Origin of the sequence: Paenibacillus sp. SAFN-054, from assembly GCF_051966755.1 — a bacterium.
GTDB lineage: Bacteria > Bacillota > Bacilli > Paenibacillales > Paenibacillaceae > Paenibacillus_AQ.
The window spans coordinates 2,175,684-2,199,264 of record NZ_JBQCKS010000001.1 but is presented as its reverse complement, the minus strand read 5'-3'; the positions used below and the strand labels follow the sequence as shown (position 1 = coordinate 2,199,264).

Here is a 23,581-nt window from a genome sequence, read left to right as displayed (position 1 = left end):
CATGGCGCTCAGCCATGGATTCCTTCATATTTAGGATATATTTTTTGATGCCTAAATAGGAGATGAACAAGGATATGAGTATCGAACAATACCAACATACGTATATTCAGAACAATTTTGCGGACCGGATCGGCGGTTCCAATTATGGGAAAGATACAGCGATTTATAAGTTTGAAAAAATCAAGCGCGCCAAGGCTCAAGCAAAAAAGGACTTTCCTGATGTCGAGCTGATCGACCTCGGAGTGGGCGAGCCGGATGAGATGGCGGATGCAGGCATTGTTGCCAAGCTTGCTGAAGAAGCGGCCAAGCCCGAAAACCGCGGTTATGCCGATAACGGCATCGCCGAGTTCAAGGAGGCGGCTGCCCACTACCTGAAGGAAGTATTCAGTGTCGATGGCATTGATCCCGAAACCGAGGTGCTGCATTCCATCGGCTCCAAACCGGCGCTGGCCATGCTGCCTTCCTGCTTCATCAATCCGGGTGACGTAACGATTATGACGGTTCCCGGCTATCCGGTGATGGGGACGCATACCAAATACCTGGGCGGCGAAGTCTATAACGTTGAGCTTAGAAAAGAAAACAACTTCCTGCCTGACTTAAGCTCCATTCCGGAGGATATTGCTAAGCGCGCCAAGCTGTTCTATCTGAACTATCCTAATAATCCAACGGGGGCCAGCGCGACGGCACAATTTTTCGCCGAAGTGGTGGCGTGGGCCAAAGAGCATGATGTCGTCATCGTGCATGACGCGCCTTATGCGGCACTGACTTACGACGGATTGAAGCCCCTTAGCTTCCTGTCCGTTCCCGGAGCCAAGGACGTTGGGGTCGAGCTCCATTCCCTGTCCAAATCGTATAATATGACCGGCTGGCGGATCGGCTTTATCGCAGGTAACCCGCTTGTGGTAAAAGCATTTGGCGATGTGAAGGACAACAACGATTCCGGACAGTTCATCGCGATTCAAAAAGCGGCTGCGTACGGGCTTTACAATCCGCAAATTACGGAAAAGATCGCGGCCAAGTATTCCCGCCGCCACGAAATGCTTGTTGAGGCGCTGAACGAGCTGGGCTTTAAGGCAGAGAAACCGAAGGGCTCCTTCTTCCTGTATGTAGAGGCTCCGAAAGGAATCAAAGGCGGTGCACGTTTTGAGTCCGGTGAGGATTTCTCCCAGTTCCTGATCCGCGAAAAGCTTATCTCGAGCGTCCCTTGGGACGATGCCGGCCACTTTGTTCGATTCTCCGTGACGTTTATTGCGAGCGGAGAAGAGGACGAGCAGCGCGTCATCGATGAAATCAAGCGCCGTCTGAGCGATGTGGAGTTTGAATTTTAAGAAACGCATAGTAAGGACCCAGATGCGGACAGCCAAGAAGGCTGTCCGTTTGTATAATGGTTTCAGTTTTATTGCACGGCTTAGAAATCTTTGCTATACTTCTCCCATCATTGTTGTAGGGGGTTTTGTCGGTGGCAATGCTGAATTGCTCATTTGCTAGGAAGTCCTCATGCAAAGCCTGATTCTTAGGGCGATACTTTGCGTGAGGTGCGATAGAATGGATTCGATCGCCCGAACATCACACTTTATCGTTTCTAATAAAGGCTTTGCACCTTATTGCATTTTTTATTAAAAATAAGGGGCTGAAGAGCTATGAGTACACCATTTATTAGAAACCATCAGTATAACGTCATTAAGAAGCAAACGGAATTCCTTCAAAAAACACTACGATCCGTCGCGGACCGGAGGGTTTTGGAGACCGTAAGATATCGCGCGGCTGTGATCGTTGCAGAGGCTTTCCCTTCCCTGACAAGGGAACAGCGGCAGATGCTGGAACAAATATCGACTTTCGAGACGGCATATGATTTTCAGCGATATCTTAGTGCACTGGAACCTTATATGGATCCGTTTCCGCCAATTACGCTGAAACAGATTCAGAAGCTTTTTCCTAAGAATAAAAAATTAAAAGTACCTGACCTGCAATCCTTCGACATGCGTTTCTTAACGTATCTAAGCTGGGTCGACGTTGCGACCAATAGGCTATTCATTGTGTATCCGTTCGAGGGACAGTTTATCGGGATCGAAGGAAGAATTACGCCGACCAACAAAAAAGGGTATTGCCTTTTCTGCAATCGCCATCAGGAGCTGGCTTTCTTCTCGGTCAAGACGAAAGGGGATTCGCCTGATCATTTCTCTTCTGTAGGTCAATACGTTTGCATGGATAATCAGGCTTGCAATCAGGTCATTACCGATACAGGAACACTGGAGAAGTTCATTCACTCCGTTCGCAAATAAACAACATGGTATCATTCCTGAGAAAGCTGCCTAAGCGGCTTTAACGTTGGGAAACCCAGTCTTTTATACAAGAGACTGGGTTTCTTTGGTTTTGGTTGAATGCATGGAGAGGCAGGTTGCACTGGCTGAAACGTCTCCCGTGGGAGACTTAATCTTCGTGATTTTCAAGAACAAAAATGGTAAAGTGGTATGTATGAAAATGACATATGCTTATGGAAACAGGAGCTGATCTACCTGCTGAATCGTCTGAATTGGTCTCAATATGTGGAGCATCTTTCCGAGCTTCGGAAAAGATTGTTCTGGATTCTCGCCGTTTTTCTGGTATCGATGATTACCGCGCTGTTCTTTACCGGAGATGTGCTGCAATTTCTGAAGAGCCGGCCGCCTGCCTCGCTTGTGGCCTGGAATGCGTTCAGCCCGTTTGACGGCATTAAGATTTACATGTATCTATCCGCTGCACTGTCCATGGTGGTGGCCGTTCCATTTACGCTGTTCCAGATCTGGGGCTTTGTGAAAAAAGGCTTGCGAAAGGACGAGCGTACCGCAGCTTTGAAATACATTCCCGCGGGATTTGTGCTCATTGTGATCGGGTTCGTCTTCGCTTATTTCGTTGTGTTTCCGATGGCCTTCCGGTTTACGACGGAAACGACGAAAAACCTAGGTCTCGTGGAGACGTACGGCATAGCCCAGTATTTTTCTTTTCTCACCAATATCGTGGTGCCGGTCTCCCTTGCGTTCGAGCTGCCTGTCATTGCCATGCTCTTGACACGACTCCGGGTGTTAACCCCTTCCAAGCTTGTGAAAATGCGTAAAGTGTCCTACATGGTGCTGGTTTTCGTGGCATGCATGATATCGCCTCCCGAGTTCTTTTCTCATATTTCCGTATCGGTGCCATTTATTGCGCTCTACGAGATCAGCGTATGGATGTCACGCGTCGTTTACCGCAAACAGCAGCGGCTCGATACCAAATATAATGACCGTATGAACTATGGAGCCGTCTAAAGCTTTATCGCTCAAGCGGGGCAGTGGTTAGACAAGCCTTTAATTCTAAAGGATCACATCTGTACAAGAGGAGGATATCAACATGCTGAGCGATATTGGTGTACCGGGATTTATACTGCTCGCAGTGCTGGCGCTGCTGCTGTTCGGGCCAAGTAAGCTGCCGGGGCTCGGCCGTGCCGCAGGCAAAACGGTGAGAGAAGTGAAAAGGGAAATGAATGAGATATTTGGCGATTCGCCGCAGCCTTCCCGGAACCGGACACAACCGGAGAACCCTTCCGAAGCATCCACGGCCGTTGTTCCCGCTGAACCGCAGCCTTCCCGCAAGTTATCGGAATAAGCTTCCATTTAATAAAAAGGGCATAGCCTGTTGACATTACGGGGCCCGTCTGTCATAATTCTCTGTAGTTAAATATGCACCTTTAAATCAGTCCCGTGAGACTGGCAAGGTAACGTGAACCGAGGTTCACTTTCGCGGCATGCGCATGTCTACTTTTGCGCGGAACCGAAAGAGGATACCTCTGTGTCCTATGATCTAGAGACGTTAACTCCTTGCCTACCGCGGCAAGGAGTTTTTTGCATGTTCACGGGTGATTAAGTGGTCAAAATCCCAAAACAAAAGGAGTGTGGAGCATGAGTAATGAAGTGCATGTCATTATGGACGAAACGGCGATCCGCCGCGCACTGACACGGATTGCACACGAAATACTGGAGAGGAACAAGGGGATTGAAAACTGCGTTCTGATCGGCATCAAGACACGAGGCGAGTTTCTTGCAGAAAGGTTGGCCGCGAAAATCCTTGAAATCGAAGGTACGCCGGTAACCTGGGGAGCGATAGACGTGACGCCTTACCGCGATGACCAGAAGGATACGGACCCGAAAGCGGCCATGAACGTAAATGAGGAGCTGAAGGCTCTGCAGATAGAAGATAGAAAAGTCATCCTGTTCGACGACGTGCTGTATACCGGACGGACGATCCGGGCAGCCATGGACGCGCTTATGGATTGGGGCAGACCGCAAATGATCCAGCTCGCCGTACTGGCGGACCGGGGACATCGTGAACTGCCAATCCGGCCGGATTATATCGGCAAGAACGTGCCTACCTCCAGGGCAGAGCAGATCGAAGTCGCATTGACGGAAACGGATGGTAAAGACGAGGTTACGATTTTCCAAAACCGGGAGGAGAAATAACATGATGACGATGACGAAGCTTAAGGAACGCAGCTTGCTCGGACTGAAGGATCTCAGCCGCAGCGAGATCGAATCGATTCTGGACCGGGCAGCCTTCTGGGAAGCGCAGCAGGAAAAGGTTGTTCCGGTGCTTGGCACAAGCTTTGTAGCGAACATGTTTTTCGAGAACAGCACGAGAACGCGCTTTTCCTTCGAAATGGCGGAGAAGCGGCTCGGCGCCCAGGTCTTGAACTTTGCAGCGGCGGCTTCGAGCGTAGAGAAGGGCGAGTCGATCTACGATACGGTCAAGACGCTGGAATCGATGGGCATCGATGCCGGCGTCATCCGGCTGAAGCCGGCAGGTGTGCTTGAGGACCTGGCCGGCAAGATTTCGGTGCCTCTCATTAACGCGGGGGACGGTAACAACGAGCACCCGACACAGGCTCTGCTGGATTTGTTCACCATGAAGAGAAGATTCGGAACGCTGCAGGGACTGAAGGTATCCATCATCGGCGACATCTCGCACAGCCGGGTAGCAAGATCGGACCTCTGGGCACTCCGGAAATTCGGGGCAGACGTAAAATTCTGCGCGCCGCATAATATGCAGGCACCGGAACTCGATGCGCCTTATGTCACGATGGAAGAAGCGCTGAAGGCGGACGTGGTCATGATGCTCCGGGTTCAGCTTGAACGCCATGCGACGGGAATGCTGAAATCCGCCGAGGAATACCGGGCGCAATACGGTTTGACCGAGGAACGTGCTTCAAAACTCTCCAAGCATACGCTGATTATGCATCCGGCACCGGTAAACCGAAACGTGGAGATTGACGACGCGGTCGTCGAATGTGAACAATCGGCCATCTTCAACCAGATGAGCAACGGGGTTCCAGTACGGATGGCTGTCATGGAAAGAGCTTTGAAATAACCGAATGCAACAATTTATACAAAAATGCACTAATAAATATACACAAATATGAATTAATATTATACAATAGATTGGAAGCCACAGAGCCAATCAACGAGCGGAGGTAAAGCAGCGTGCACATTATTACAAATGCCAGCGTGTTGAATGAACAAGGTGAACTGGTCCAAAAGCATATCATCCTGGAGGGCGGGGTTATCCGGACCCTGATTGACGGCGATTCGGAATGGACGCCGCAAGCCGGCGCTGACATCACAGATGCAGCCGGTAAGCTGGTCACCCCAGGCCTGATCGATATGCACGTCCATTTGCGCGAACCTGGCTTTGAACATAAGGAAACGATCGAAACAGGAAGCCGCTCGGCAGCCAAAGGCGGTTTCACGACCATCGCCTGCATGCCGAATACGAAGCCGGTAACAGACAATCCGGAAACAGTAAGCTTGGTGCTGGAAAAAGCCCGCGAGGCCGGGATTGTCAAGGTACTCCCTTATGCAGCCATTACGGTTAGGGAGCTTGGACGGGAGCTCACCGATTTCGCGGCCCTCAAGGCTGCCGGTGCAATCGGGTTTACCGATGACGGCGTAGGGGTACAAAATGCGCAGATGATGAAAGATGCCATGCGAATGGCCGCAGAGCTGGGTATGCCGGTGATTGCGCACTGCGAAGAAAACTCCCTTGTTGAAAAAGGCTGCGTAACGGAAGGCAAGTTCGCAGAAAAGCACGGACTGGTCGGCATTCCAAACGAATCGGAAGCCATTCATGTCGGCCGTGACATTCTGCTGGCCGAAGCGACCGGCGTTCACTACCATGTATGTCATGTCAGCACGGAACAGTCGATCCGGTTGATCCGCCAAGCGAAATCGATCGGCATCAACGTCACCGCAGAGGTATGTCCGCACCACCTGCTGTTATCCGACGAAGATATTCCGGGACTGGACGCCAACTGGAAAATGAATCCGCCGCTCCGCTCGCCGCGAGATGTGGAGGCATGCATCGAGGCTCTGTTGGACGGAACGCTGGATATCATCGTTACTGATCATGCTCCTCATACGGAAGAGGAGAAAGCAAAAGGAATGGAAATGGCGCCCTTCGGGATCGTGGGCTTCGAGACAGCCTTTCCTCTCCTGTACACGAAATTCGTGGCAACCGGACAATGGGATCTGTCCTTGCTGGTGCGACGCATGACCGCAGATCCTGCCCACGTGTTCGGCCTGGACACAGGCAGATTGGAAGAAGGTGCTCCTGCCGATCTGACAATGATCGATCTGGTCACGGAGAAAGAGGTCGATCCGGCAGAATTCGCGACCAAAGGACGCAATACCCCATTTACCGGATGGAAGCTGAAGGGCTGGCCGGTGAAAACCTGGGTGAACGGCAGCGTGGTCTGGGCTGATTAAGCCGGAAGCTGCGGATGTTCATATAAAGTGCAATAACTTGATATAGAAAAAGCAGAATGCTGCCAAGCAAAATTATGCAGAGCAGCATCCTCAAACATACGTATTTGACAGAGGAGTGAGTGGAATGCAGGCAAGATTGCTTCTGGAGGACGGAACACTGTTTACGGGCAGCGCGTTCGGAGCCGAAGGTGAAAAAACGGGTGAAGTTGTATTCAACACAGGGATTACCGGATACCAAGAGGTGCTGTCGGATCCGTCCTACTGCGGACAGATCGTGACCATGACCTATCCCTTGATCGGAAACTATGGAATTACGCGGGATGATTTCGAATCCGTTGCGCCTTTCGTGCACGGCTTCGTCGTGCGCCGCCATGAAACCGTGCCGAGCAATTGGCGCGCGGAATACAGCGTCGACAGCTTGCTGAAAGAATACGGCATCGTCGGAATCAGCGGAATCGATACACGGATGCTGACCCGCATGATCCGCCAGCACGGTACGATGAAGGGCATCCTGACGACCTCGGCGCAATCGGTTGAAGAGCTGAGAGAACGCCTTGCGGCCAGCCCGATTCTGACAAATCAGGTTGCCACCGTATCCACCAAACATACTTACAGCAGCCCGGGCTCCAAAGAGCGGATCGTACTGGTGGACTACGGCGCGAAGACAGGTATCCTGCGTGAGCTTACGGCTCGCGGCTGCGATGTGGTGGTCGTGCCGCAAGACACGACTGCGGACGAAATCCGCCGCCTCAATCCGGACGGAATTCAGCTCTCCAACGGACCTGGGGATCCGAAAGACGTACCTCACGCGATCCGAACCATTCAGGAGCTTCTTGGCGAATATCCGATCTTCGGCATCTGCCTCGGACATCAGCTGTTCGCGCTGGCTTGCGGAGCGGATACCGAAAAGCTTAAGTTCGGACATCGCGGCGGCAACCATCCAGTGAAGGACCTGAGAACGAACCGCTGCTACATTACCTCCCAAAACCACGGCTTTACGGTAAAAGAGGATTCGGTGAAAGGCACGGAGCTGGAAGTCACCCACATCAACAACAACGATAAAACAATCGAAGGCCTGAAGCATAAAAAGTATCCGGCCTTTACCGTCCAATATCATCCGGAAGCAGCACCTGGACCTTATGACAACAGCTACCTGTTCGATCAGTTCCTTGAGATGATCCGGGAGCACAAACAGCAAAATCCGGCGAACCCGCGCCAGGCTGAGCTTGCAGCAGCCGCGAAAGGAGAACGTTAATATGCCACTTAATAAACAGCTTAAGAAAATCCTCGTAATCGGCTCGGGCCCGATCGTTATCGGTCAGGCGGCGGAATTTGACTACGCAGGCACGCAAGCCTGCGAAGCACTCAAGGAAGAAGGCGTGGAGGTTATCCTGATCAACAGCAACCCGGCGACGATCATGACGGATACCAATATGGCCGACAAAGTCTATATCGAGCCGATCACGCTTGAATTCGTGACGCAAATCATCCGCCAGGAGCGTCCTGACGGACTGCTTCCGACGCTTGGCGGCCAAACGGGACTCAACATGGCAGTCGAGCTCGCGAAGGCAGGCATTCTGGAGCAGGAGAACGTCAAGCTGCTCGGAACCCAGCTGACGTCTATCGAGAAAGCCGAGGACCGGGATTTGTTCCGCGAACTGATGCGTGAACTGGAACAGCCAGTTCCTGAGAGCACCATCGTAACGACGCTGGAAGAAGCTCTTGTCTTTGCAGAAGAAGTCGGTTATCCGGTCATCGTACGTCCGGCGTATACGCTCGGCGGCACAGGCGGTGGCATCTGCGCAACCGAAGAAGAACTGCGCGAAACGGTATCCTCCGGCATTCGCTACAGCCCGATCGGCCAGTGCCTGATCGAAAAGAGCATCGCAGGCATGAAGGAAATCGAATATGAAGTCATGCGCGACGCGAACGATAACTGCATCGTTGTCTGCAACATGGAAAACTTCGATCCCGTCGGCGTGCATACAGGCGACAGCATCGTCGTGGCGCCAAGCCAGACGCTGTCCGACCGCGAGTATCAAATGCTGAGATCGGCATCCCTTAAGATCATCCGTGCCTTGAACATCGAAGGCGGCTGCAACGTGCAGTTAGCGCTCGATCCGCACAGCTACCAATACTATGTCATTGAAGTGAACCCGCGGGTAAGCCGCTCATCGGCGCTGGCTTCCAAAGCGACCGGCTATCCGATCGCCAAAATGGCTGCCAAAATCGCTTTGGGATACACTTTGGATGAACTGACTAACCCGGTAACGGGTCAAACCTATGCATGCTTTGAGCCGACGCTGGATTACATCGTAAGCAAAATCCCGCGCTGGCCATTCGATAAATTCATTCACGCCAACCGCAAACTGGGTACGCAAATGAAAGCAACCGGCGAGGTGATGGCGATTGGACGCACCTTCGAAGAATCGATTCACAAAGCGATCCGCTCCCTGGAAATCGGCGTACACCGCTTGTATCTGAAGGGAACCGACGAGCTGAGCGAAGAGGTGCTGAAAGAGCGTCTGGTCAAGGTGGACGACGAGCGCATCTTCCTGATCGCGGAAGCCTTCCGCCGCGGCTTCGAACTTCAGGCCATTCAGGACCTGACCAAAATCGACTGGTGGTTCCTCGACAAGCTGCAGGGCATGATCGCATTCGAAGCGCAAATCCAGCAGAAGGAGTTCGCTTACGAAACCTTGTACGAGGCAAAGCGCATGGGCTTTACGGACCGCGCCATTGCCGAGCTCCGTTCACAGGTGCTGGCGGATACCTACACCACAGAAGCGGAAGTACGTGAACTGCGTCTGCAACACGAACTGCGCCCGGTTTACAAGATGGTTGACACCTGTGCAGCCGAATTCGAAGCTTCGACGCCATACTACTACTCGACTTATGAAACCGAGAACGAAGTAACGAAATCGAACAAAGAAAAAGTGGTCGTGCTTGGCTCCGGACCGATCCGGATCGGCCAAGGCATCGAGTTCGATTACTCGACCGTGCATGCCGTATGGGCGATTCAAAAGGCAGGCTATGAAGCGGTTATCATCAACAACAACCCGGAGACGGTATCCACCGACTTTAGCACCTCGGACAGACTCTATTTCGAGCCGCTGTTCTTCGAGGATGTCATGAACGTCATCGACCAGGAGAAGCCGATCGGCGTCATCGTGCAATTCGGCGGCCAGACGGCAATTAATTTGGCAGGGCCGCTCAGCGCGGCAGGCGTTCCGATTCTCGGAACGAGCCTGGAAAGCATCGACGAAGCCGAGAACCGCAAGAAGTTTGAAGCGCTGCTGTCCCGTCTCAGCATTGCCCAGCCAAAAGGCAGCACGGTTACTTCGGTTGACGAAGCGGTTGGAACGGCACAATCCCTCGGTTATCCGGTTCTCGTAAGACCATCTTACGTACTGGGCGGCCGGGCTATGGAAATCGTCTACTCCGATGCAGAATTGCTGAGCTACATGGAAGAAGCCGTCAAGATCAATCCGGAGCATCCGGTTCTGATTGACCGCTATATGCTGGGCAAAGAGGTTGAGGTCGACGCGATCTGTGACGGAGAAACAGTCATTATCCCGGGCATCATGGAACATATCGAACGCGCAGGGGTTCACTCCGGCGACTCGATCGCGGTGTATCCGCCGCAGCATCTGGAGCAGCACCTGAAAGACAAGATCGTCAGCATTACGACAAGGATCGCGAAAGAGCTGAAAACGATCGGACTGGTGAACATCCAGTTCGTCATCTACCAAGATGAGGTCTATGTCATCGAAGTTAATCCGCGCTCTTCCCGGACGGTTCCGTTCCTGAGCAAGGTGACGACCATTCCGATGGCCAATCTCGCCACGCAGGCTATCCTCGGCAAAAAGCTGAAGGATCTGGGCTACGAAGAAGGCATGTGGCCGGAAAGCGAATACGTATCCGTCAAGGTGCCGGTCTTCTCCTTCGCGAAGCTGCGCAGAGTCGAGCCTACGCTGGGACCTGAGATGAAATCGACGGGCGAGGTTATGGGACGCGACCTGCAGTATGCGAAAGCCTTGTTTAAAGGCTTGATCGGCGCAGGGATGAAGATTCCTTCAACCGGTGCGATCATCGTAACGGTAGCCGACAAGGATAAAGATGAAGCGGTTGAGCTGATGCAGGGCTTCAGACGCCTCGGTTACAAAATCTACGCGACGGGCGGAACGGCACAAGCGCTTAGCGAAGCAGGCATTCTCGTAACGACGGTGCAAAAGCTCAGCGACGGTACGCCGAACATCCTCGACTTGATCCGCAACGGCGAAGCGCAGTTTGTCTTCAATACGCTGACCAAAGGCAAGACGCCGGAGCGTGACGGATTCCGGATCCGCCGCGAAGCGGTTGAGAACGGAGTCGTGTGCATGACCTCGCTCGATACCGTTAGAGCACTATTGAACATGCTGGATACAATTAATTTCTCATCCGCCTCGATGCCGGCATTCGCCGATCGATAGGAGGAGTGAAGCATATGAATGATCGCTACAAGGAAATGGCGGGCCGCTTAATCGTGGCCCTCGATTATCCGGATGCAGAACAGGCGAAGGCACTGCTCCAGGAGCTTGAAGGGATCCCGTGTTACATGAAAGTGGGCATGCAGCTGTACTATGCTGCAGGCCCGGCTTTTGTGCGGGAACTCAAAACACGCGGCTATCAAGTGTTCCTCGATCTGAAAATGCATGATATTCCCAACACGGTGAAGGGTGGAGCAGAAAGCATCACCCGTCTTGGTGTGGACATGTTTAATGTTCATGCTGCCGGCGGCAAGGATATGATGATGGCTGCTCTGGAGGGCGTGGACAAGGCTCTGGCGTCCGATAGCTCTCTGCACAAACCGCTTGTCATCGCTGTAACGCAGCTGACCAGCACGGGACAAGAGGTCCTGAACGGGGAAATCGGAATTCCCGGGACCGTGCAGGATGCGGTCATCCGATACGCGGAATTGACCAAGTCGGCAGGGCTTGACGGGGTTGTGGCATCCGCGCAGGAAGCGGGCTTGATAACCAAGGCTTGCGGCAATGATTTCGTCACTGTGACACCTGGCATCCGGCCTGCAGGCGGTGATCAGGGCGATCAGAAGCGCGTTCTCACCCCAGGAGAAGCAATCCGCGGGGGCAGCAGTTATATTGTCGTCGGACGGCCGATAACCGGTGCAGAGAAGCCGAGAACAGCAGCCGAACAAATCATAAAGGAGATGCTTAACGCATGACGAAACTGGCAGAAATCCCAGGGAAGATCGCAGCTTATTTGCTGCAGATCGAAGCGGTCGCGCTGCGTCCGAAGCAGCCCTTTACATGGACGTCGGGGATCAAATCCCCGATTTATTGCGATAACCGTTTGACGATGTCCTATCCCGAGATTCGCGAGTATATTGCTGAATCTTTTGCGGCGGTGATCCGCGAGGAGTATCCGGATACCGAAGTGATCGCAGGTACGGCAACGGCGGGCATCCCGCATGCCGCATGGGTCGCGCAAAAGCTGAACCTGCCTATGGCTTATATTCGTGACAAAGCGAAAGGACACGGCAAGGAAAACCAGATCGAAGGCATGATCAAGCCGGGGCAAAAGGTCATCGTCATTGAGGACCTGATCTCTACCGGCGGCAGTTCCATCAAGGCTGCGCAGGCGGTTGAGCAAGTGGGGGCCCAAGCCCAAGCCGTGCTGGCGATCTTCAGTTACCAGCTGGACAAAGCGGTTCAGGCCTTCCGTGATGCCGGGATTCCCCTTCAAACGCTGTCCAATTACAGCGCACTGATGGATGTTGCTCTGGAGAAGGGCGTCATTCAGGAAGAGGACGTGGCAGCACTGAAAGCATGGCGCGAGGATCCATCCTCGTTCGGAGTCTAATGCAGATATAACAAAAAGCAGCCCATATATGGGCTGCTTTTTCTTTTGCAATCGTGGCTTGAACATCCTTGCCGCCCGCTTGCATGAGGATCAGTGAATTGCGTTCTTTTCGAAATTACCGCCAAGAACGTCGGATACATGTTCGATCGCGATGAATGCTTTTGGATCAATTTCATGAACTACCGATTTCAGCTTCGCCAGCTCAAGCCGGGTAACGACGCAGTAGATCATTTGGGTATCTTCGCCGGAATAGCCGCCGCGCGCGTAAATGAAGGTGGTCGTGCGTCCGAGCCGGTCCTGGATCGTTTGGGAAATCTCTTCATATTCGGCTGAGATAATGGTAACCGATTTGGACTCGTTGAGTCCCTCCACGACGATGTCCATAACCTTGGACGCCATATAGTACGTAAAAATCGAGTACATCGCGGAATCCCAACCAAATACAAATCCAGCGATGATAAAAATGAATACGTTCATGATCATGATGATTTGTCCGACCGGAACACGGGTTTTCTTGGACACCAGAATGGCCACGATTTCAGTCCCGTCCAGGGAGCCGCCATACCGGATAACAAGGCCGACGCCGAGGCCTAGAATCAGTCCGCCGAACAGCACGGCAAGAATCTTCTCGCTCGTAAAGGGATCGACATGATGGAGAAGCTGCGTCGTAACCGACATGACGACAATGCCGTAAAGGGTGGAGAAGGCGAACGTTTTGCCGATCTGTTTGTAGCCCAGGAATAGAAAGGGAAGGTTGATAATAAAGAGGAAGATCCCGAGCGGGATTGACGTAACCTCGGATAATACGATGGAAATACCGGTGATGCCCCCGTCAATGATTTCGTTCGGTACGAGAAAGACCTCCAGCGCGACAGCCATCAAGATCGCACCGGCCGTAATAAAGATAAATTTCTTCAGTAATTCGACAGGGGAGAGCTTCCTGTGTGTTTTTGCCATTCAAATTCCTCGCTTCCAGAAACTTTTATGTATATAAAATGAACTAAAGTTTATTCTTGCTTCCCCCTTGGCTAAGTTGTCAACGATTCCATCTGGAATACAGGCGAAGTGTTATTTTCTTTAGTTCAATTTATGTAGTTAATATTATAAATTAATTCCGGAATAATCTCAAAGAAGATTACAAAATGCATGAGGTGGACCAATTCAGGCAACAATAACCATCGACACCATTTATCTTTCCTGAAAGGGGACAACACCATGCAATGGGTTTATTTCGGCAAGCTGTATAAAACAAAATTTCAGGCGGGCTGCCTCGCCAAACGGCTGGAGCAAAACGGCTGGATCTACGGCTACGATGATCCGCGCCTGGTTGAAATATTCCGTTCCTGCAAAGGAAGGTATGGGGTACGCTTCATTCCGTAGGCATGCACATTCCATAATTCAATACTTGACGTAGAGCATGGTTATGCTGTATATTAATTCTTGTCGCTATTTACGACAGGCTAATGACGCGGGGTGGAGCAGTCCGGTAGCTCGTCGGGCTCATAACCCGAAGGCCGCAGGTTCAAATCCTGCCCCCGCAACCAAATTACAGCCATTATCTTTGATCGATAATACATTTGATCAGGGCCCTTAGCTCAGTTGGTTAGAGCGGTCGGCTCATAACCGACTGGTCGGGGGTTCGAGTCCCTCAGGGCCCACCATAACGCTTCGCATCTCGATGCGCCTTCACTTGTTTCATTTGTTCTTCATGACGAATGACAGAGGTGAGGGCGTTTTATGTATTTCTAGTCCGTAGCAGCCGTCACTTGAAGTGACGGCTTTTATTCGTTCATTTGACGGGCCTGTTTCACGGAGCGAAATATAGTTTATTTTCCCCAATGCGGACCGTTTTCGTTTCTTGTATGTATCAAATCCGCTGAGAATACACTACGGACTGGTTTAAGGAGGATGACGATGAAAGCTGTTACGTATCAGGGACATAACAAGGTGAAGGTAAAGGACGTTGAGAACGCGAAGCTCGAGAAAAAAGACGATATCCTGATCCGTGTGACCACAACGGCGATATGCGGTTCGGATCTCCACATTTATCACGGCCTCATTCCGGGCATGTATGACGATTATATCATCGGGCATGAGCCGATGGGCATTGTTGAAGAGGTCGGGCCGGAAGTGACACATGTCAAAAAAGGAGACCGTGTCATCATTCCGTTTAACGTAGCTTGCGGCGAATGTTTTTTCTGCAAAAACCAGATGGAAAGCCAGTGCGACAACGCCAATGAGGCTAAGAACACGGGGGGATATTTGGGGTACTCCGAGTCCTATGGCGGATATATGGGAGGACAAGCGGAACTGCTGCGGGTGCCTTACGGAAATTTTGCGCCGTTTGTGGTGCCTAAAGATGTGGAGCTGGAAGATGAACAAATCCTGTTCCTGTCGGATATTCTGCCGACGGCCTATTGGGGCGTAGAGAACGCGGGCATCAAGCGCGGCGATACGGTCATTGTTCTGGGCTGTGGACCGGTAGGCCTGCTTACGCAAAAGTTCGCCTGGCAAAAAGGGGCAGCAAGAGTCATTGCCGTCGACCATGTGGACTACCGGCTGGAACATGCCCGCCGTACGAACCGTGTCGAGACGTTTAACTTTGAGACAACCAAGGATTTTGACAAGTATATGCTTGAAATCACGAAGGGCGGCGCAGACGTCGTCATCGACTGCGTAGGGCTCGATGCCAAACGATCGGCCATGGAGTCCGTGGAGACAGCGTTAAAGCTGCAGGGAGGCTCGCTGGGAGCGGTAGAGATGGCTTCCAAAATCGTACGCAAATTCGGGACGATCCAGTTGATCGGGGTCTACGGTCTTAAGTACAACATGTTCCCGCTGGGACATTTGTTTGAACGGAACGTTCAGCTGAAAATGGGGCAGGCTCCTGTAATCCATTTCATGCCGGAGCTGTTCGAGCAGGTGAAGTCCGGCAAGATCGACGCGACCGATATCATCACGCATCGCCTGAAGATTGATGATGCAGAGCATGCCTACAAAATTTTCGATGAAAAAGAAGATCAGTGCATCAAAGTTGTGCTGAAGCCGTAGATGTAAATAGTTCGGCTCACAAGCGCATGGAGCGGCCTACCCCTTAGAAGGGTTAGGCTGCTTTTTCACAAAATGCACAGAATGACCATGGAAAAACAGTTGACAGGTAAATGAAATTCATGGTATATTCTTATTCGTCGGTGCGAACGAAATCTTCGCACTTCATCAAAATGCGTTTTGCCGGGGTGGCGGAATTGGCAGACGCACAGGACTTAAAATCCTGCGGTAGGTGACTACCGTACCGGTTCGATCCCGGTCCTCGGCATAAGTAAAAAAAGGGTTTCAGCTCGTTAGAGCTGGAACCCTTTTTTGTTCGAAAACGGCTTGAACTCAAGATCGGGGTCATACTTCATCCTTAGATTGATGCCCGGACAGGTGTGTCATATCCGTAGCAACCACTTCGGTACCACGCCTTCTGGTGACGCTTGGACATCACATGAGATCTCAGCGGATCAGTACATACCGGATCCTTTCCGTTCAAACCGTCAGGTTCTTTTTATATGAAATGAGCAGCTTTCTTCCCCTGAATGGTTTGCAATATACCCATAGTGGGTATACTATATATACGGAAGATCATAACAAGGAGTGATAGGATATGAAAAAACAATTGGTTGTACTGGGCACTGCGCTGATGCTGGTTTTGAGCGGCTGCGGGAACGACGGCAATGATACGGTTCAAGATAACGGAGTTCCAACAGGGGGCACCGCTGCAGACGGAGAAACGGCCCAGAATGGCAGTGCTAGCGACAGCTCGAATGGGGACCAACAAGGCATGGGCGATATGAATCATGACCAAATGGACGAATCCGGGATGAACCACTCCGGTTCAGGCGAGGTTCCCGCCGGACTTAAGAAAGCCGACAATCCGGCTTACCCGGTCGGAAGTGAGGCCGTAATGAGCACGGATCATATGCCCGGCATGAAAGGGGCAACGGCCACGATTGTAGGTGCCTATGACACCACCGCCTATGTCGTGACGTACACGCCGACCACGGGTGGAGATCCGATCAAAGGGCATAAATGGGTTATCCATGAAGAAATCAAGGACGCTGGGGACAAGCCTTTGGTAAAAGGCGACAAAGCGGTTCTTGAAGCCGATCATATGAAAGGCATGAAGGGCGCGGAAGCAACGATCGAGTCGGCGGAGCCAACAACGGTATATATGGTCGATTACACGCCGACGACAGGAGGAGATCCTGTCAAAAACCATAAATGGGTAACCGAAAGCGAACTTTCCGCCAAATAGGCTGTCGATGCGGATCAGGCAAGTATAAGCGGTGTAGGAAGAGCTTCCCTTGGGGGGAGGCTCTTTTTCTATCATTAAGGGCATTAACGCATTCGTTAAACAGATCTACCAGCTTCTCATGGAACAGATATCTTTCCCAATATATTCAACCTGCAATGAAAGGCTTGGGTCGGCATTCGGTGATAGGTTAATATAGTAGAGAGGACACCGGAGAGGAGAATGGTAGAGATGTTTGAGAATGATTGGGACAAGCAGCTGGAGGAGGAGATGGCCAAGCCTTACTTCAATGATCTGCGGTACGCGCTTGCCAAGGAGTATAAATTACATACGGTTTACCCGTCGAAGGAGAACCTGTTCCAGGCGTTGAAGCTTACTTCCTACGAACATACGAAAGTCGTTATCTTAGGGCAGGACCCCTATCATGGACCTGGACAGGCGCACGGCCTGAGCTTCTCCGTATTGCCGGGGGTCAGAATTCCCCCTTCACTAAGCAATATCTACAAAGAGCTGCACAGTGATTTGGGGATACCGATTCCCAATAACGGTTACCTTGTTCCCTGGGCGAAGCAGGGAGTTCTGCTGCTGAATACCGTACTAACCGTGCGCGAAGGACAGGCGAATTCCCACAAAGGCCTCGGCTGGGAGCGGTTTACGGACGCGGTAATCGAGAAGCTGGATGAGCGCGACAAGCCTGCTGTCTTTATTTTGTGGGGAAGCCATGCGCAGAAGAAGGGCGCGTTCATCGACCGAAGCAAGCATCTTGTGCTTGAATCCGTGCATCCAAGCCCGCTGTCGGCGCACCGTGGTTTTTTTGGCAGCAAGCCGTTTTCCCAAACGAATACGTTCCTGAAGGAACACGGCATGGAGCCGATCGACTGGGCGATACCGAATATATAGCCACAGTGCATAGAAAACCCGGCAGAGCTGCCGGGTTTCTTGGTGTTTATTTCTCTTTACGCGCCATTATTTTCGCGATGACGAGATTTGCTTTTTCCGCGAATGAATCCAGCGCTTCTTTGCCCGTGGCGTTCCCCAAGAGGGCTTTCTGCAATTCAGGGTACCACAGGTTTCTAATTTCCCCATATCCATCTGCTGTTGTGGGCGGATCTGTAATAAACTGGCGGGCAACGTCAGCATACTTATACTCGGAATCATCATACAAACCGGAGATGGAAGAGCGGACGGAAAGTCCCCCGGTTTGAATCAAATTTTTCTTGCCGTACACAGGATCGTTGGCTACGAAATCGATAAATTTTTTGGAGGCTTCCATTTTTTGTGAATTACCGTTATTAAAAATGGCTAATCCCCCCAGGTAGGGTTCAAGCTTCGGCTTGGAGCCATCCTTGGTTGGAAATGGGAGCAAAACATCTTCGAACGGCACCTTTTTCTTCGGTTTGTTCTGCGCCTTTAGGATCGGGGAGTAATTCAATGTAAAGGCTAATTTGCCTTCCAAAAATAAATTGTTCACATCATTTGCGCTTAGGGACGCTGCATCGGCGATACTAAGATTGTCTTTAGTAGCTTGGACGATCCAGTCCAGAGCTTTTCCTGCATCCTCGGTATTAATGGCTACTTTAGAGTTCCCCTCGTCCAAAAACCTGGAAATGCCCATATTGGCTAAATAAGCGCGTGTACCCTGGTCACCTGCTGTGCTGACCGCGAAGAAAGAGGTCGGTACGATGCCAGGGGCGTTTTCCTTTACTGCCTGTACTGCCTTTTCGTATTCAGCGACAGTCCAAGTCCGATCCGGTCTGTCTAAAGGTAGCAAATCGAGCATTCCCATCTGCTCAAAGATGGTTTTATTCACGCCCATCATGAAGGGGGCTGTATTCACCGGATACATGTAAATTTGGTCCCCGACCATAGACTGTTTCCAGAAGGCGGCAGCAATATCGTTCTTTATTTCATCGGTTACCATATCATTGAGCGGAGCCAAAAGCTTCTTTTTACCCCAGTCGATAATCCGCCCCGGAGAGTCATAAATGACATCGGGTGCCTGATTGGATGCGATCGCCACATTAATGTCTTGCGGTCCGGTATCGAAGGAGATCATTTTCAAATTCACTTTGATATTCGGGTTCTTGTCATTGAAGGCGGCTATGATCTCTTTTTCATATTTGCCTTCTTCGCCATCCAAGGTCTGATAGTTTGGAAAGTTCCACCAGGTTATCTCGACCGGATCCTTGGTGGAACTGGCGTCTGAATCCTTGTCTTTAGAGCAGGCGGACAGTTGAAATATAAAAATAACAGCACATAGAACAAGGATGATATGTTTGTTTACAAGTTTCATTTGCAGGCCTCCACTTTACAATTCGCAGTTATGCTGTCCATAGAAAACGAACCATCTGTTATCTTAATTTAAATTTGCCGATCAGACTCATCAAATCCTCCGACATGGAAGACAATGCGGCTGCCGAACCGGCGATCTCCTGCATCGTGGCAAGCTGCTGCTCGGTGGACGCAGAGACGCTGTGCGTGTCCTCGGATGTCTCTTTGGAAATCTCGATAACAGTTTCGAAATTCGCAACCAATTGCTTGGTTTCGCCCGACATGTGTTCGGACGCCGTCGATACGTCTTGGATTTGCATCGTAACATCATAGACCGCATGGTGAATCTCCTGGAAGGAAGCTCCCGCCTGGTGGATGGCCTGCATGCCGGCCTCGACTTCCTTGACGCCTTCGGTAACCCTTTTTACGGTAATGGATGCCCCCGACTGAATATCTGCGATATACTGGGCAATTTCCTTGCCTGAATGGGAAGTTTGTTCCGCAAGCTTGCGAATCTCCGTTGCAACAACCGCGAAGCCTCTGCCTGACTCGCCTGCACGGGCTGCCTCGATGGAGGCGTTCAAGGACAACAAGTTGGTTTTGGTTGCGATATCCCTAATGAAGGAGGTGATTTCTTCGATGCGTTCCGAGCTTTTCCCGAGCTGTTGTACGATCTCCGAAACCTCTTGAACGGTTTGTTGAATGGCTGTCATCTGGCTGATGGCGGTCCGAATCGCCTCGTCGCCTTCGCCTGCGGTATGAGTCGCCTGCTTGGCATGCTCAGAAACATGGAGCGCTTTCGTGGCTATTTCGCCTGCGGTCTGATCGATTTCCTGAATGGAGATGAGGCTGTTTTGAGTTGCCTTCAGTTGGTTATCCGATCCGGCTGCTACTTTCTCGGCAATCGTTGACACGTGCTGGGTTGCCAGATTGGTTTGTTCTGCTCCGGAAGTCAGTTCTTCGGAGGAGGCGGCCACGTGTTCCGCATGAAATCCAACTTCCTCCAGGATTTGACGCAGATTGTCGCTCATGTGGTTAAAAGCCTTAGCGAGATCGCCAATCTCATCCTTGTTTTTGATATGAATGGGTTCGTTCGTCAAATCACCGGCTGAAATTTTCGAAGAAGACTCCGCTAGCATAAGGATCGGCCTGGATATGGACCGGCTGATGAGGTATGCAATGCCTAGGCCGAGAAGAAAGGCAATGCCTGTAACGATGAGCGACAGTCGCTGAGTAGACTTCGCCTGACTGTTAATGTTCTGTTTTTCTTTGGACAATAAATTTTCCTGTATATTCACGAGCCGATCCGCGTTCTCGTTGAATGCTTGAATAACCGGTTCGATGGATAGGCTGATTTTCATCATCTGGTCTGATTTATTCTGGGCCTTGGCATCAATCATCTGCTTCGCGTTCGTCACGTACATTTCTTGTAGAAGGACGAGTCCCTGCAGAGTTTGCCACTGATCGGGTTCTTGCTCCAGGTGAATCAGTTTTTCTAATTTACTGGTTATTTTATAAAATTCGTCTGTTGCTTGTTGAAAAAGCTGTAAATCGGCTTGGCCGGCAGTTAATAAATAATTGTTCACACTCACTTGTTCGTCGCCGATGGTCATATTCAGATCTTTAATCCGTTTTACCGTTTCAACGCGTTCATCCAAGAGCTTCGTATACGACGTGGTGGTATTGGACGAAAAGTAGTAATTCGTTGAGGCTACGACGAGTAAAAAAATAAGAACTGCAGCGAATCCTCCGAATAATTTGCCACTAATAGATATTCTCATGATGCTCCTGCTTTCCCCATGAAGTAATGTCAGATGGATCTTAATCTTTCAGGTGATAAACAAAGCTTGCATAAACGGATAAATCCAAAATTTTGTTCATCCCTCCTTAGAAAGAGTAAAGAACTAGTTTCTTAGTTAAACACGCAAAAAAAAATATGGAATAACAAGAAAATAAGACCTAAAGTACTAGGTTATTATACCTATTATATTAAAAATTGGTCAATAAAAATTTAATGTAGTAAAGAAAAACAGAACCCAAGCCTAAGCCTGAGTTCTGTTGTAGATGTATGATTATTCGAGCATGTCATCCATTTTCTCGGAGAGGAACAGGTTGTAAATACGCACGATGATGATTTTGGCGACCATATAAACGGGAATCGCCAGAATGACGCCGAGGATGCCTGAAATGTCGCCGCCGATAAGGAGCAGGACGATGGTCGTAAGCGGATGGATATCCAGCTGTTTGCCGTAGATGATCGGCGTAAGCAGGTTATCCTGTATCTGCTGCGCTACGACGATGACGACGAGCGACCAGATGGCCGTGGAAGGCGAATCGATAAAGCCCACAATGACGACGGGGACCGCAGCGATGACTGCTCCAACATATGGTATCAAGTTCAGTACGATGGAGATAAGCGCAAGCAGCAGCGAGTAGGGCAGGCCGATAATTAGGAAGCCGATATACATCAAAATACCGAGTATAATATTCAGCAGAACGCGGCCTACGATGAAATTGCTGAGCGCCGAATCAATTTCCCGGAGCGCTTCATGGCCTTCCTTGCGGTACTTGCGCGGTAGCAGGTGGAGCAGGATCGGAATCAGCTTGCTGCTTTCCTTCAGCATGTAATAAAGCACGATAGGTACGGTCGCAATAATGACGACGACGTTCGAAATGACCGATATGAAATTGGATACCGAGTTGGTGACAGTGGTAATCAGCTTATTGAGATACCCGCTGAGCTTGGCCGTCAGATCGGATTCGCTGGGAATCATTTTGGAGACGAAGCGGTTCTGCTGCAGCTTTTCGAACTGCTTTTGTAGATCCTCTACGAAAAAAGGAGCATTATCTGCAAAATTGATCAGCTGCTCCCGCAGCGTCGGCCATACGAGAATGGAAAACAGGACAATCAGACCGACGAAGACCAGGTAAATCAACAGAATCGAAATGGGGCGCGGCCAGCGGTGCTTTGCCAGGAAGTTCACGACGGGCCGAAGGAGGTAATACATGAATCCTGCAAGCATGACCGGGATGATCATGATGTTAAACAGCAATATGATCGGATTGAAAATAAAACTGACTTTAGAGCCCAGGTAAATAATCAACAGCGCAAAAATAATGCCTAAGCATGTACGAAAATATCTGTTCTGCAGCAAGCGAATCCCCTCAGCTTTCTATGTACGGCGGTTAACTTTAGATATGCCTATACCCCTTTAACCAATATGCGGGCCTCTGATTCACCATGACTGCTGTGGGATAAAGGAAAATATCCCTTCAGGACTCAAAAATGGTTCTATCGTCCAATCCACTGCTTTGAGAACGCCATAGAATATGGATGAGTACAGGGCGAAGGAGGGAATATCGATGAGTGAACTGGTAGGCGGTGCTGGTTACGGTTATGGCAGTCCATTCCGTTCGACAGGAGCAATTCTGGTGCTCTTCATCCTGTTGGTCATTATTACTCGCTCCATCATTTATTAATAAGGAATCCCAAGGCCATCCTGGCGGTTTTCTGCCAGGGTGTTTTTTATAAGGCGCGTAAGGTTTAAACCTAATACATAGGGATCATTGGCGAAAAGGGAGGAAGCAACATGAAACAGATGATTTTAAGCGTCTATCGGACAAGACAGGATGCTGCATTAGCCATTAACCAGCTGAAAGAAAAGGGATTTGATACAAAGGATGTATCGGTACTGGGAAAGAATAAAAAGGAACTCTCGATCATCAGTCACGATACAGGGCTCAAGAAGCCGGAAGCCGGCCTCGGCAATTCGGGGCTGTTCGGCGAGATCAAGGATATGATCACGAGCATTGAGCTTCAATCGGAGATCGTGTGGGTGATCGGACCAGCTGCGAAGAAGCTGGCGGGAGCGGAGATCGGTACCGGGGCGGATGGATTGGTTGTAGGTTTGATCGGACTGGGCATCCCCGAAGAAGATGCGCAAAAATACGAGGATTGCTTAATGGATGACCATATCATTATTTTGATGGTGTGCGAGCGAAGGGACAGCAGAGGTATTCGTGCTATTTTGGAGGAACATCATGCGGTAGCCATTTAGTAAATGATCCGGCGGTTTACCTGTACTGGAACTCCATGCAGCAGGCTAAGCCGCCGCGCTTCCTCGGTAACCTGGGCCAGCATGGCATGCAGACGTTGCGTGAGCGGACGAATGGTTTCTTGGACTTCCCCGTGAATGATAAGATCAAAAACGATCATTTTTCCTGCCGCCTTTCTTCAGTTCGACTTAAGTACATGATAAACTAGAGTTGTAAACAGAGAATGAGCGCAAGATTAACAGAGCGTTAATTGACGTTGTTTTTCTGTTCACATGGCCATGACATTAAAGGAATATACTAGCTTTTGAGAGTGGTACATAAAGGAGGC

22 protein-coding genes and 3 tRNA genes are annotated in these 23,581 nt (G+C 50.6%); 20 read left to right on the top strand and 5 right to left on the bottom strand.

The features are described from left to right. Positions 1 to 74 precede the first annotated feature (74 nt). The 11 genes from ACTHPM_RS10055 to pyrE all read left to right on the top strand — a co-directional run bounded on the left by ACTHPM_RS10055 (position 75) and on the right by pyrE (position 12,632). On the top strand, positions 75 to 1,328 hold the full coding sequence (locus ACTHPM_RS10055) for an LL-diaminopimelate aminotransferase (protein ID WP_440395027.1): 1,254 nt from the start codon (positions 75 to 77) through the stop codon (positions 1,326 to 1,328). 312 nt (positions 1,329 to 1,640) lie between these two features. Next, complete coding sequence (locus ACTHPM_RS10050; protein WP_440395026.1) at positions 1,641 to 2,282, top strand: FusB/FusC family EF-G-binding protein; 642 nt, start codon at positions 1,641 to 1,643, stop codon at positions 2,280 to 2,282. 189 nt (positions 2,283 to 2,471) lie between these two features. Then, on the top strand, positions 2,472 to 3,284 hold the full coding sequence (gene tatC, locus ACTHPM_RS10045; RefSeq protein ID WP_440395025.1) for a twin-arginine translocase subunit TatC: 813 nt from the start codon (positions 2,472 to 2,474) through the stop codon (positions 3,282 to 3,284). An 85-nt stretch (positions 3,285 to 3,369) separates the two neighbouring features. After that, entirely contained in the window at positions 3,370 to 3,621 is a 252-nt protein-coding gene (locus ACTHPM_RS10040) for a twin-arginine translocase TatA/TatE family subunit (RefSeq protein ID WP_440395403.1), read from the top strand. Between the two features lie 293 nt (positions 3,622 to 3,914). Beyond that, positions 3,915 to 4,472: a bifunctional pyr operon transcriptional regulator/uracil phosphoribosyltransferase PyrR gene (gene pyrR / locus ACTHPM_RS10035; protein WP_440395024.1), complete on the top strand. Its 558-nt coding sequence runs from the start codon at positions 3,915 to 3,917 to the stop codon at positions 4,470 to 4,472. A 1-nt stretch (position 4,473) separates the two neighbouring features. Continuing rightward, positions 4,474 to 5,376 carry an aspartate carbamoyltransferase catalytic subunit gene (locus ACTHPM_RS10030; protein ID WP_440395023.1) on the top strand — a complete coding sequence of 301 codons (903 nt, stop codon included), beginning with the start codon at positions 4,474 to 4,476 and terminating at the stop codon, positions 5,374 to 5,376. A gap of 113 nt (positions 5,377 to 5,489) precedes the next feature. Continuing rightward, positions 5,490 to 6,770 (top strand): dihydroorotase, encoded by a 1,281-nt coding sequence (locus ACTHPM_RS10025; RefSeq protein ID WP_440395022.1) that lies wholly within the window; start codon positions 5,490 to 5,492, stop codon positions 6,768 to 6,770. Positions 6,771 to 6,894: 124 nt separating this feature from the next. Further along, complete coding sequence (locus tag ACTHPM_RS10020; protein WP_440395021.1) at positions 6,895 to 8,025, top strand: carbamoyl phosphate synthase small subunit; 1,131 nt, start codon at positions 6,895 to 6,897, stop codon at positions 8,023 to 8,025. Between the two features lies 1 nt (position 8,026). Continuing rightward, positions 8,027 to 11,242 (top strand): carbamoyl-phosphate synthase large subunit, encoded by a 3,216-nt coding sequence (gene carB, locus ACTHPM_RS10015; RefSeq protein WP_440395020.1) that lies wholly within the window; start codon positions 8,027 to 8,029, stop codon positions 11,240 to 11,242. 14 nt (positions 11,243 to 11,256) lie between these two features. Continuing rightward, positions 11,257 to 11,994 carry an orotidine-5'-phosphate decarboxylase gene (gene pyrF / locus ACTHPM_RS10010; RefSeq protein WP_440395019.1) on the top strand — a complete coding sequence of 246 codons (738 nt, stop codon included), beginning with the start codon at positions 11,257 to 11,259 and terminating at the stop codon, positions 11,992 to 11,994. Then, on the top strand, positions 11,991 to 12,632 hold the full coding sequence (gene pyrE, locus ACTHPM_RS10005) for an orotate phosphoribosyltransferase (RefSeq protein WP_440395018.1): 642 nt from the start codon (positions 11,991 to 11,993) through the stop codon (positions 12,630 to 12,632). Before pyrF ends, pyrE begins: the two co-directional genes overlap by 4 nt. Positions 12,633 to 12,722: 90 nt before the next feature. On the opposite strand, the gene ACTHPM_RS10000 is transcribed toward pyrE, so the two are convergent. After that, positions 12,723 to 13,589: a YitT family protein gene (locus ACTHPM_RS10000; protein WP_440395017.1), complete on the bottom strand. Its 867-nt coding sequence runs from the start codon at positions 13,587 to 13,589 to the stop codon at positions 12,723 to 12,725. A 258-nt stretch (positions 13,590 to 13,847) separates the two neighbouring features. On the opposite strand from ACTHPM_RS10000, the gene ACTHPM_RS09995 reads away from it, so the two are divergent. The 7 genes from ACTHPM_RS09995 (at position 13,848) to ACTHPM_RS09965 (ending at position 17,826) form a co-directional block, all read left to right on the top strand. Beyond that, complete coding sequence (locus tag ACTHPM_RS09995) at positions 13,848 to 14,012, top strand: hypothetical protein (RefSeq protein ID WP_440395016.1); 165 nt, start codon at positions 13,848 to 13,850, stop codon at positions 14,010 to 14,012. Between the two features lie 87 nt (positions 14,013 to 14,099). Further along, positions 14,100 to 14,176: transfer RNA gene (locus ACTHPM_RS09990), tRNA-Met, on the top strand. A gap of 40 nt (positions 14,177 to 14,216) precedes the next feature. Next, a tRNA-Ile gene (locus tag ACTHPM_RS09985) sits at positions 14,217 to 14,293 on the top strand. Between the two features lie 253 nt (positions 14,294 to 14,546). Next, positions 14,547 to 15,683, top strand: coding sequence for a zinc-dependent alcohol dehydrogenase (locus ACTHPM_RS09980; RefSeq protein ID WP_440395015.1), 1,137 nt, complete (start codon positions 14,547 to 14,549; stop codon positions 15,681 to 15,683). A gap of 179 nt (positions 15,684 to 15,862) precedes the next feature. Continuing rightward, positions 15,863 to 15,948: transfer RNA gene (locus ACTHPM_RS09975), tRNA-Leu, on the top strand. Between the two features lie 330 nt (positions 15,949 to 16,278). Then, positions 16,279 to 16,929 (top strand): YdhK family protein, encoded by a 651-nt coding sequence (locus ACTHPM_RS09970; RefSeq protein WP_440395014.1) that lies wholly within the window; start codon positions 16,279 to 16,281, stop codon positions 16,927 to 16,929. 219 nt (positions 16,930 to 17,148) lie between these two features. Further along, complete coding sequence (locus ACTHPM_RS09965) at positions 17,149 to 17,826, top strand: uracil-DNA glycosylase (RefSeq protein WP_440395013.1); 678 nt, start codon at positions 17,149 to 17,151, stop codon at positions 17,824 to 17,826. A gap of 46 nt (positions 17,827 to 17,872) precedes the next feature. Here the strand turns inward: ACTHPM_RS09965 and ACTHPM_RS09960 are convergent, their stop codons facing one another. The 3 genes from ACTHPM_RS09960 to ACTHPM_RS09950 form a co-directional block, all read right to left on the bottom strand. Next, positions 17,873 to 19,219 carry an ABC transporter substrate-binding protein gene (locus tag ACTHPM_RS09960; RefSeq protein WP_440395012.1) on the bottom strand — a complete coding sequence of 449 codons (1,347 nt, stop codon included), beginning with the start codon at positions 19,217 to 19,219 and terminating at the stop codon, positions 17,873 to 17,875. Between the two features lie 58 nt (positions 19,220 to 19,277). After that, the gene (locus ACTHPM_RS09955) at positions 19,278 to 20,978 is read right to left on the bottom strand and encodes a methyl-accepting chemotaxis protein (protein ID WP_440395011.1); all 1,701 of its coding nucleotides are present in this window, start codon (positions 20,976 to 20,978) and stop codon (positions 19,278 to 19,280) included. A gap of 291 nt (positions 20,979 to 21,269) precedes the next feature. Further along, the gene (locus ACTHPM_RS09950; protein WP_440395010.1) at positions 21,270 to 22,352 is read right to left on the bottom strand and encodes an AI-2E family transporter; all 1,083 of its coding nucleotides are present in this window, start codon (positions 22,350 to 22,352) and stop codon (positions 21,270 to 21,272) included. A gap of 208 nt (positions 22,353 to 22,560) precedes the next feature. Here ACTHPM_RS09950 and ACTHPM_RS09945 point away from each other — a divergent pair, with 208 nt between their 5' ends. Together ACTHPM_RS09945 and ACTHPM_RS09940 are read left to right on the top strand one after the other, a co-directional pair. Beyond that, on the top strand, positions 22,561 to 22,677 hold the full coding sequence (locus tag ACTHPM_RS09945) for a YjcZ family sporulation protein (RefSeq protein ID WP_440395009.1): 117 nt from the start codon (positions 22,561 to 22,563) through the stop codon (positions 22,675 to 22,677). A gap of 110 nt (positions 22,678 to 22,787) precedes the next feature. Further along, positions 22,788 to 23,255, top strand: a complete 468-nt coding sequence (locus tag ACTHPM_RS09940; RefSeq protein ID WP_440395008.1) for a general stress protein — start codon at positions 22,788 to 22,790, stop codon at positions 23,253 to 23,255. Here the strand turns inward: ACTHPM_RS09940 and ACTHPM_RS09935 are convergent. After that, a complete protein-coding gene (locus ACTHPM_RS09935; RefSeq protein WP_440395007.1) occupies positions 23,252 to 23,413 on the bottom strand; it encodes a hypothetical protein in 162 nt (53 codons plus the stop codon). The genes ACTHPM_RS09940 and ACTHPM_RS09935 overlap by 4 nt on opposite strands. Positions 23,414 to 23,581 lie beyond the last annotated feature (168 nt).

Excerpts from the sequence above, each read along its gene's own strand:
- ACTHPM_RS10055 (WP_440395027.1), top strand. The coding sequence starts at position 75 with ATGAGTATCGAACAATACCAACATACGTATATTCAGAACAATTTTGCG.
- ACTHPM_RS10050 (WP_440395026.1), top strand. The coding sequence starts at position 1,641 with ATGAGTACACCATTTATTAGAAACCATCAGTATAACGTCATTAAGAAG.
- tatC (WP_440395025.1), top strand. The coding sequence starts at position 2,472 with ATGTATGAAAATGACATATGCTTATGGAAACAGGAGCTGATCTACCTG.
- pyrR (WP_440395024.1), top strand. The coding sequence starts at position 3,915 with ATGAGTAATGAAGTGCATGTCATTATGGACGAAACGGCGATCCGCCGC.
- ACTHPM_RS10030 (WP_440395023.1), top strand. The coding sequence starts at position 4,474 with ATGATGACGATGACGAAGCTTAAGGAACGCAGCTTGCTCGGACTGAAG.
- ACTHPM_RS10020 (WP_440395021.1), top strand. The coding sequence starts at position 6,895 with ATGCAGGCAAGATTGCTTCTGGAGGACGGAACACTGTTTACGGGCAGC.
- carB (WP_440395020.1), top strand. The coding sequence starts at position 8,027 with ATGCCACTTAATAAACAGCTTAAGAAAATCCTCGTAATCGGCTCGGGC.
- pyrF (WP_440395019.1), top strand. The coding sequence starts at position 11,257 with ATGAATGATCGCTACAAGGAAATGGCGGGCCGCTTAATCGTGGCCCTC.
- pyrE (WP_440395018.1), top strand. The coding sequence starts at position 11,991 with ATGACGAAACTGGCAGAAATCCCAGGGAAGATCGCAGCTTATTTGCTG.
- ACTHPM_RS10000 (WP_440395017.1), bottom strand. The coding sequence starts at position 13,589 with ATGGCAAAAACACACAGGAAGCTCTCCCCTGTCGAATTACTGAAGAAA.
- ACTHPM_RS09995 (WP_440395016.1), top strand. The coding sequence starts at position 13,848 with ATGCAATGGGTTTATTTCGGCAAGCTGTATAAAACAAAATTTCAGGCG.
- ACTHPM_RS09980 (WP_440395015.1), top strand. The coding sequence starts at position 14,547 with ATGAAAGCTGTTACGTATCAGGGACATAACAAGGTGAAGGTAAAGGAC.
- ACTHPM_RS09970 (WP_440395014.1), top strand. The coding sequence starts at position 16,279 with ATGAAAAAACAATTGGTTGTACTGGGCACTGCGCTGATGCTGGTTTTG.
- ACTHPM_RS09965 (WP_440395013.1), top strand. The coding sequence starts at position 17,149 with ATGGTAGAGATGTTTGAGAATGATTGGGACAAGCAGCTGGAGGAGGAG.
- ACTHPM_RS09960 (WP_440395012.1), bottom strand. The coding sequence starts at position 19,219 with ATGAAACTTGTAAACAAACATATCATCCTTGTTCTATGTGCTGTTATT.
- ACTHPM_RS09955 (WP_440395011.1), bottom strand. The coding sequence starts at position 20,978 with ATGAGAATATCTATTAGTGGCAAATTATTCGGAGGATTCGCTGCAGTT.
- ACTHPM_RS09945 (WP_440395009.1), top strand. The coding sequence starts at position 22,561 with ATGAGTGAACTGGTAGGCGGTGCTGGTTACGGTTATGGCAGTCCATTC.
- ACTHPM_RS09940 (WP_440395008.1), top strand. The coding sequence starts at position 22,788 with ATGAAACAGATGATTTTAAGCGTCTATCGGACAAGACAGGATGCTGCA.
- ACTHPM_RS09935 (WP_440395007.1), bottom strand. The coding sequence starts at position 23,413 with ATGATCGTTTTTGATCTTATCATTCACGGGGAAGTCCAAGAAACCATT.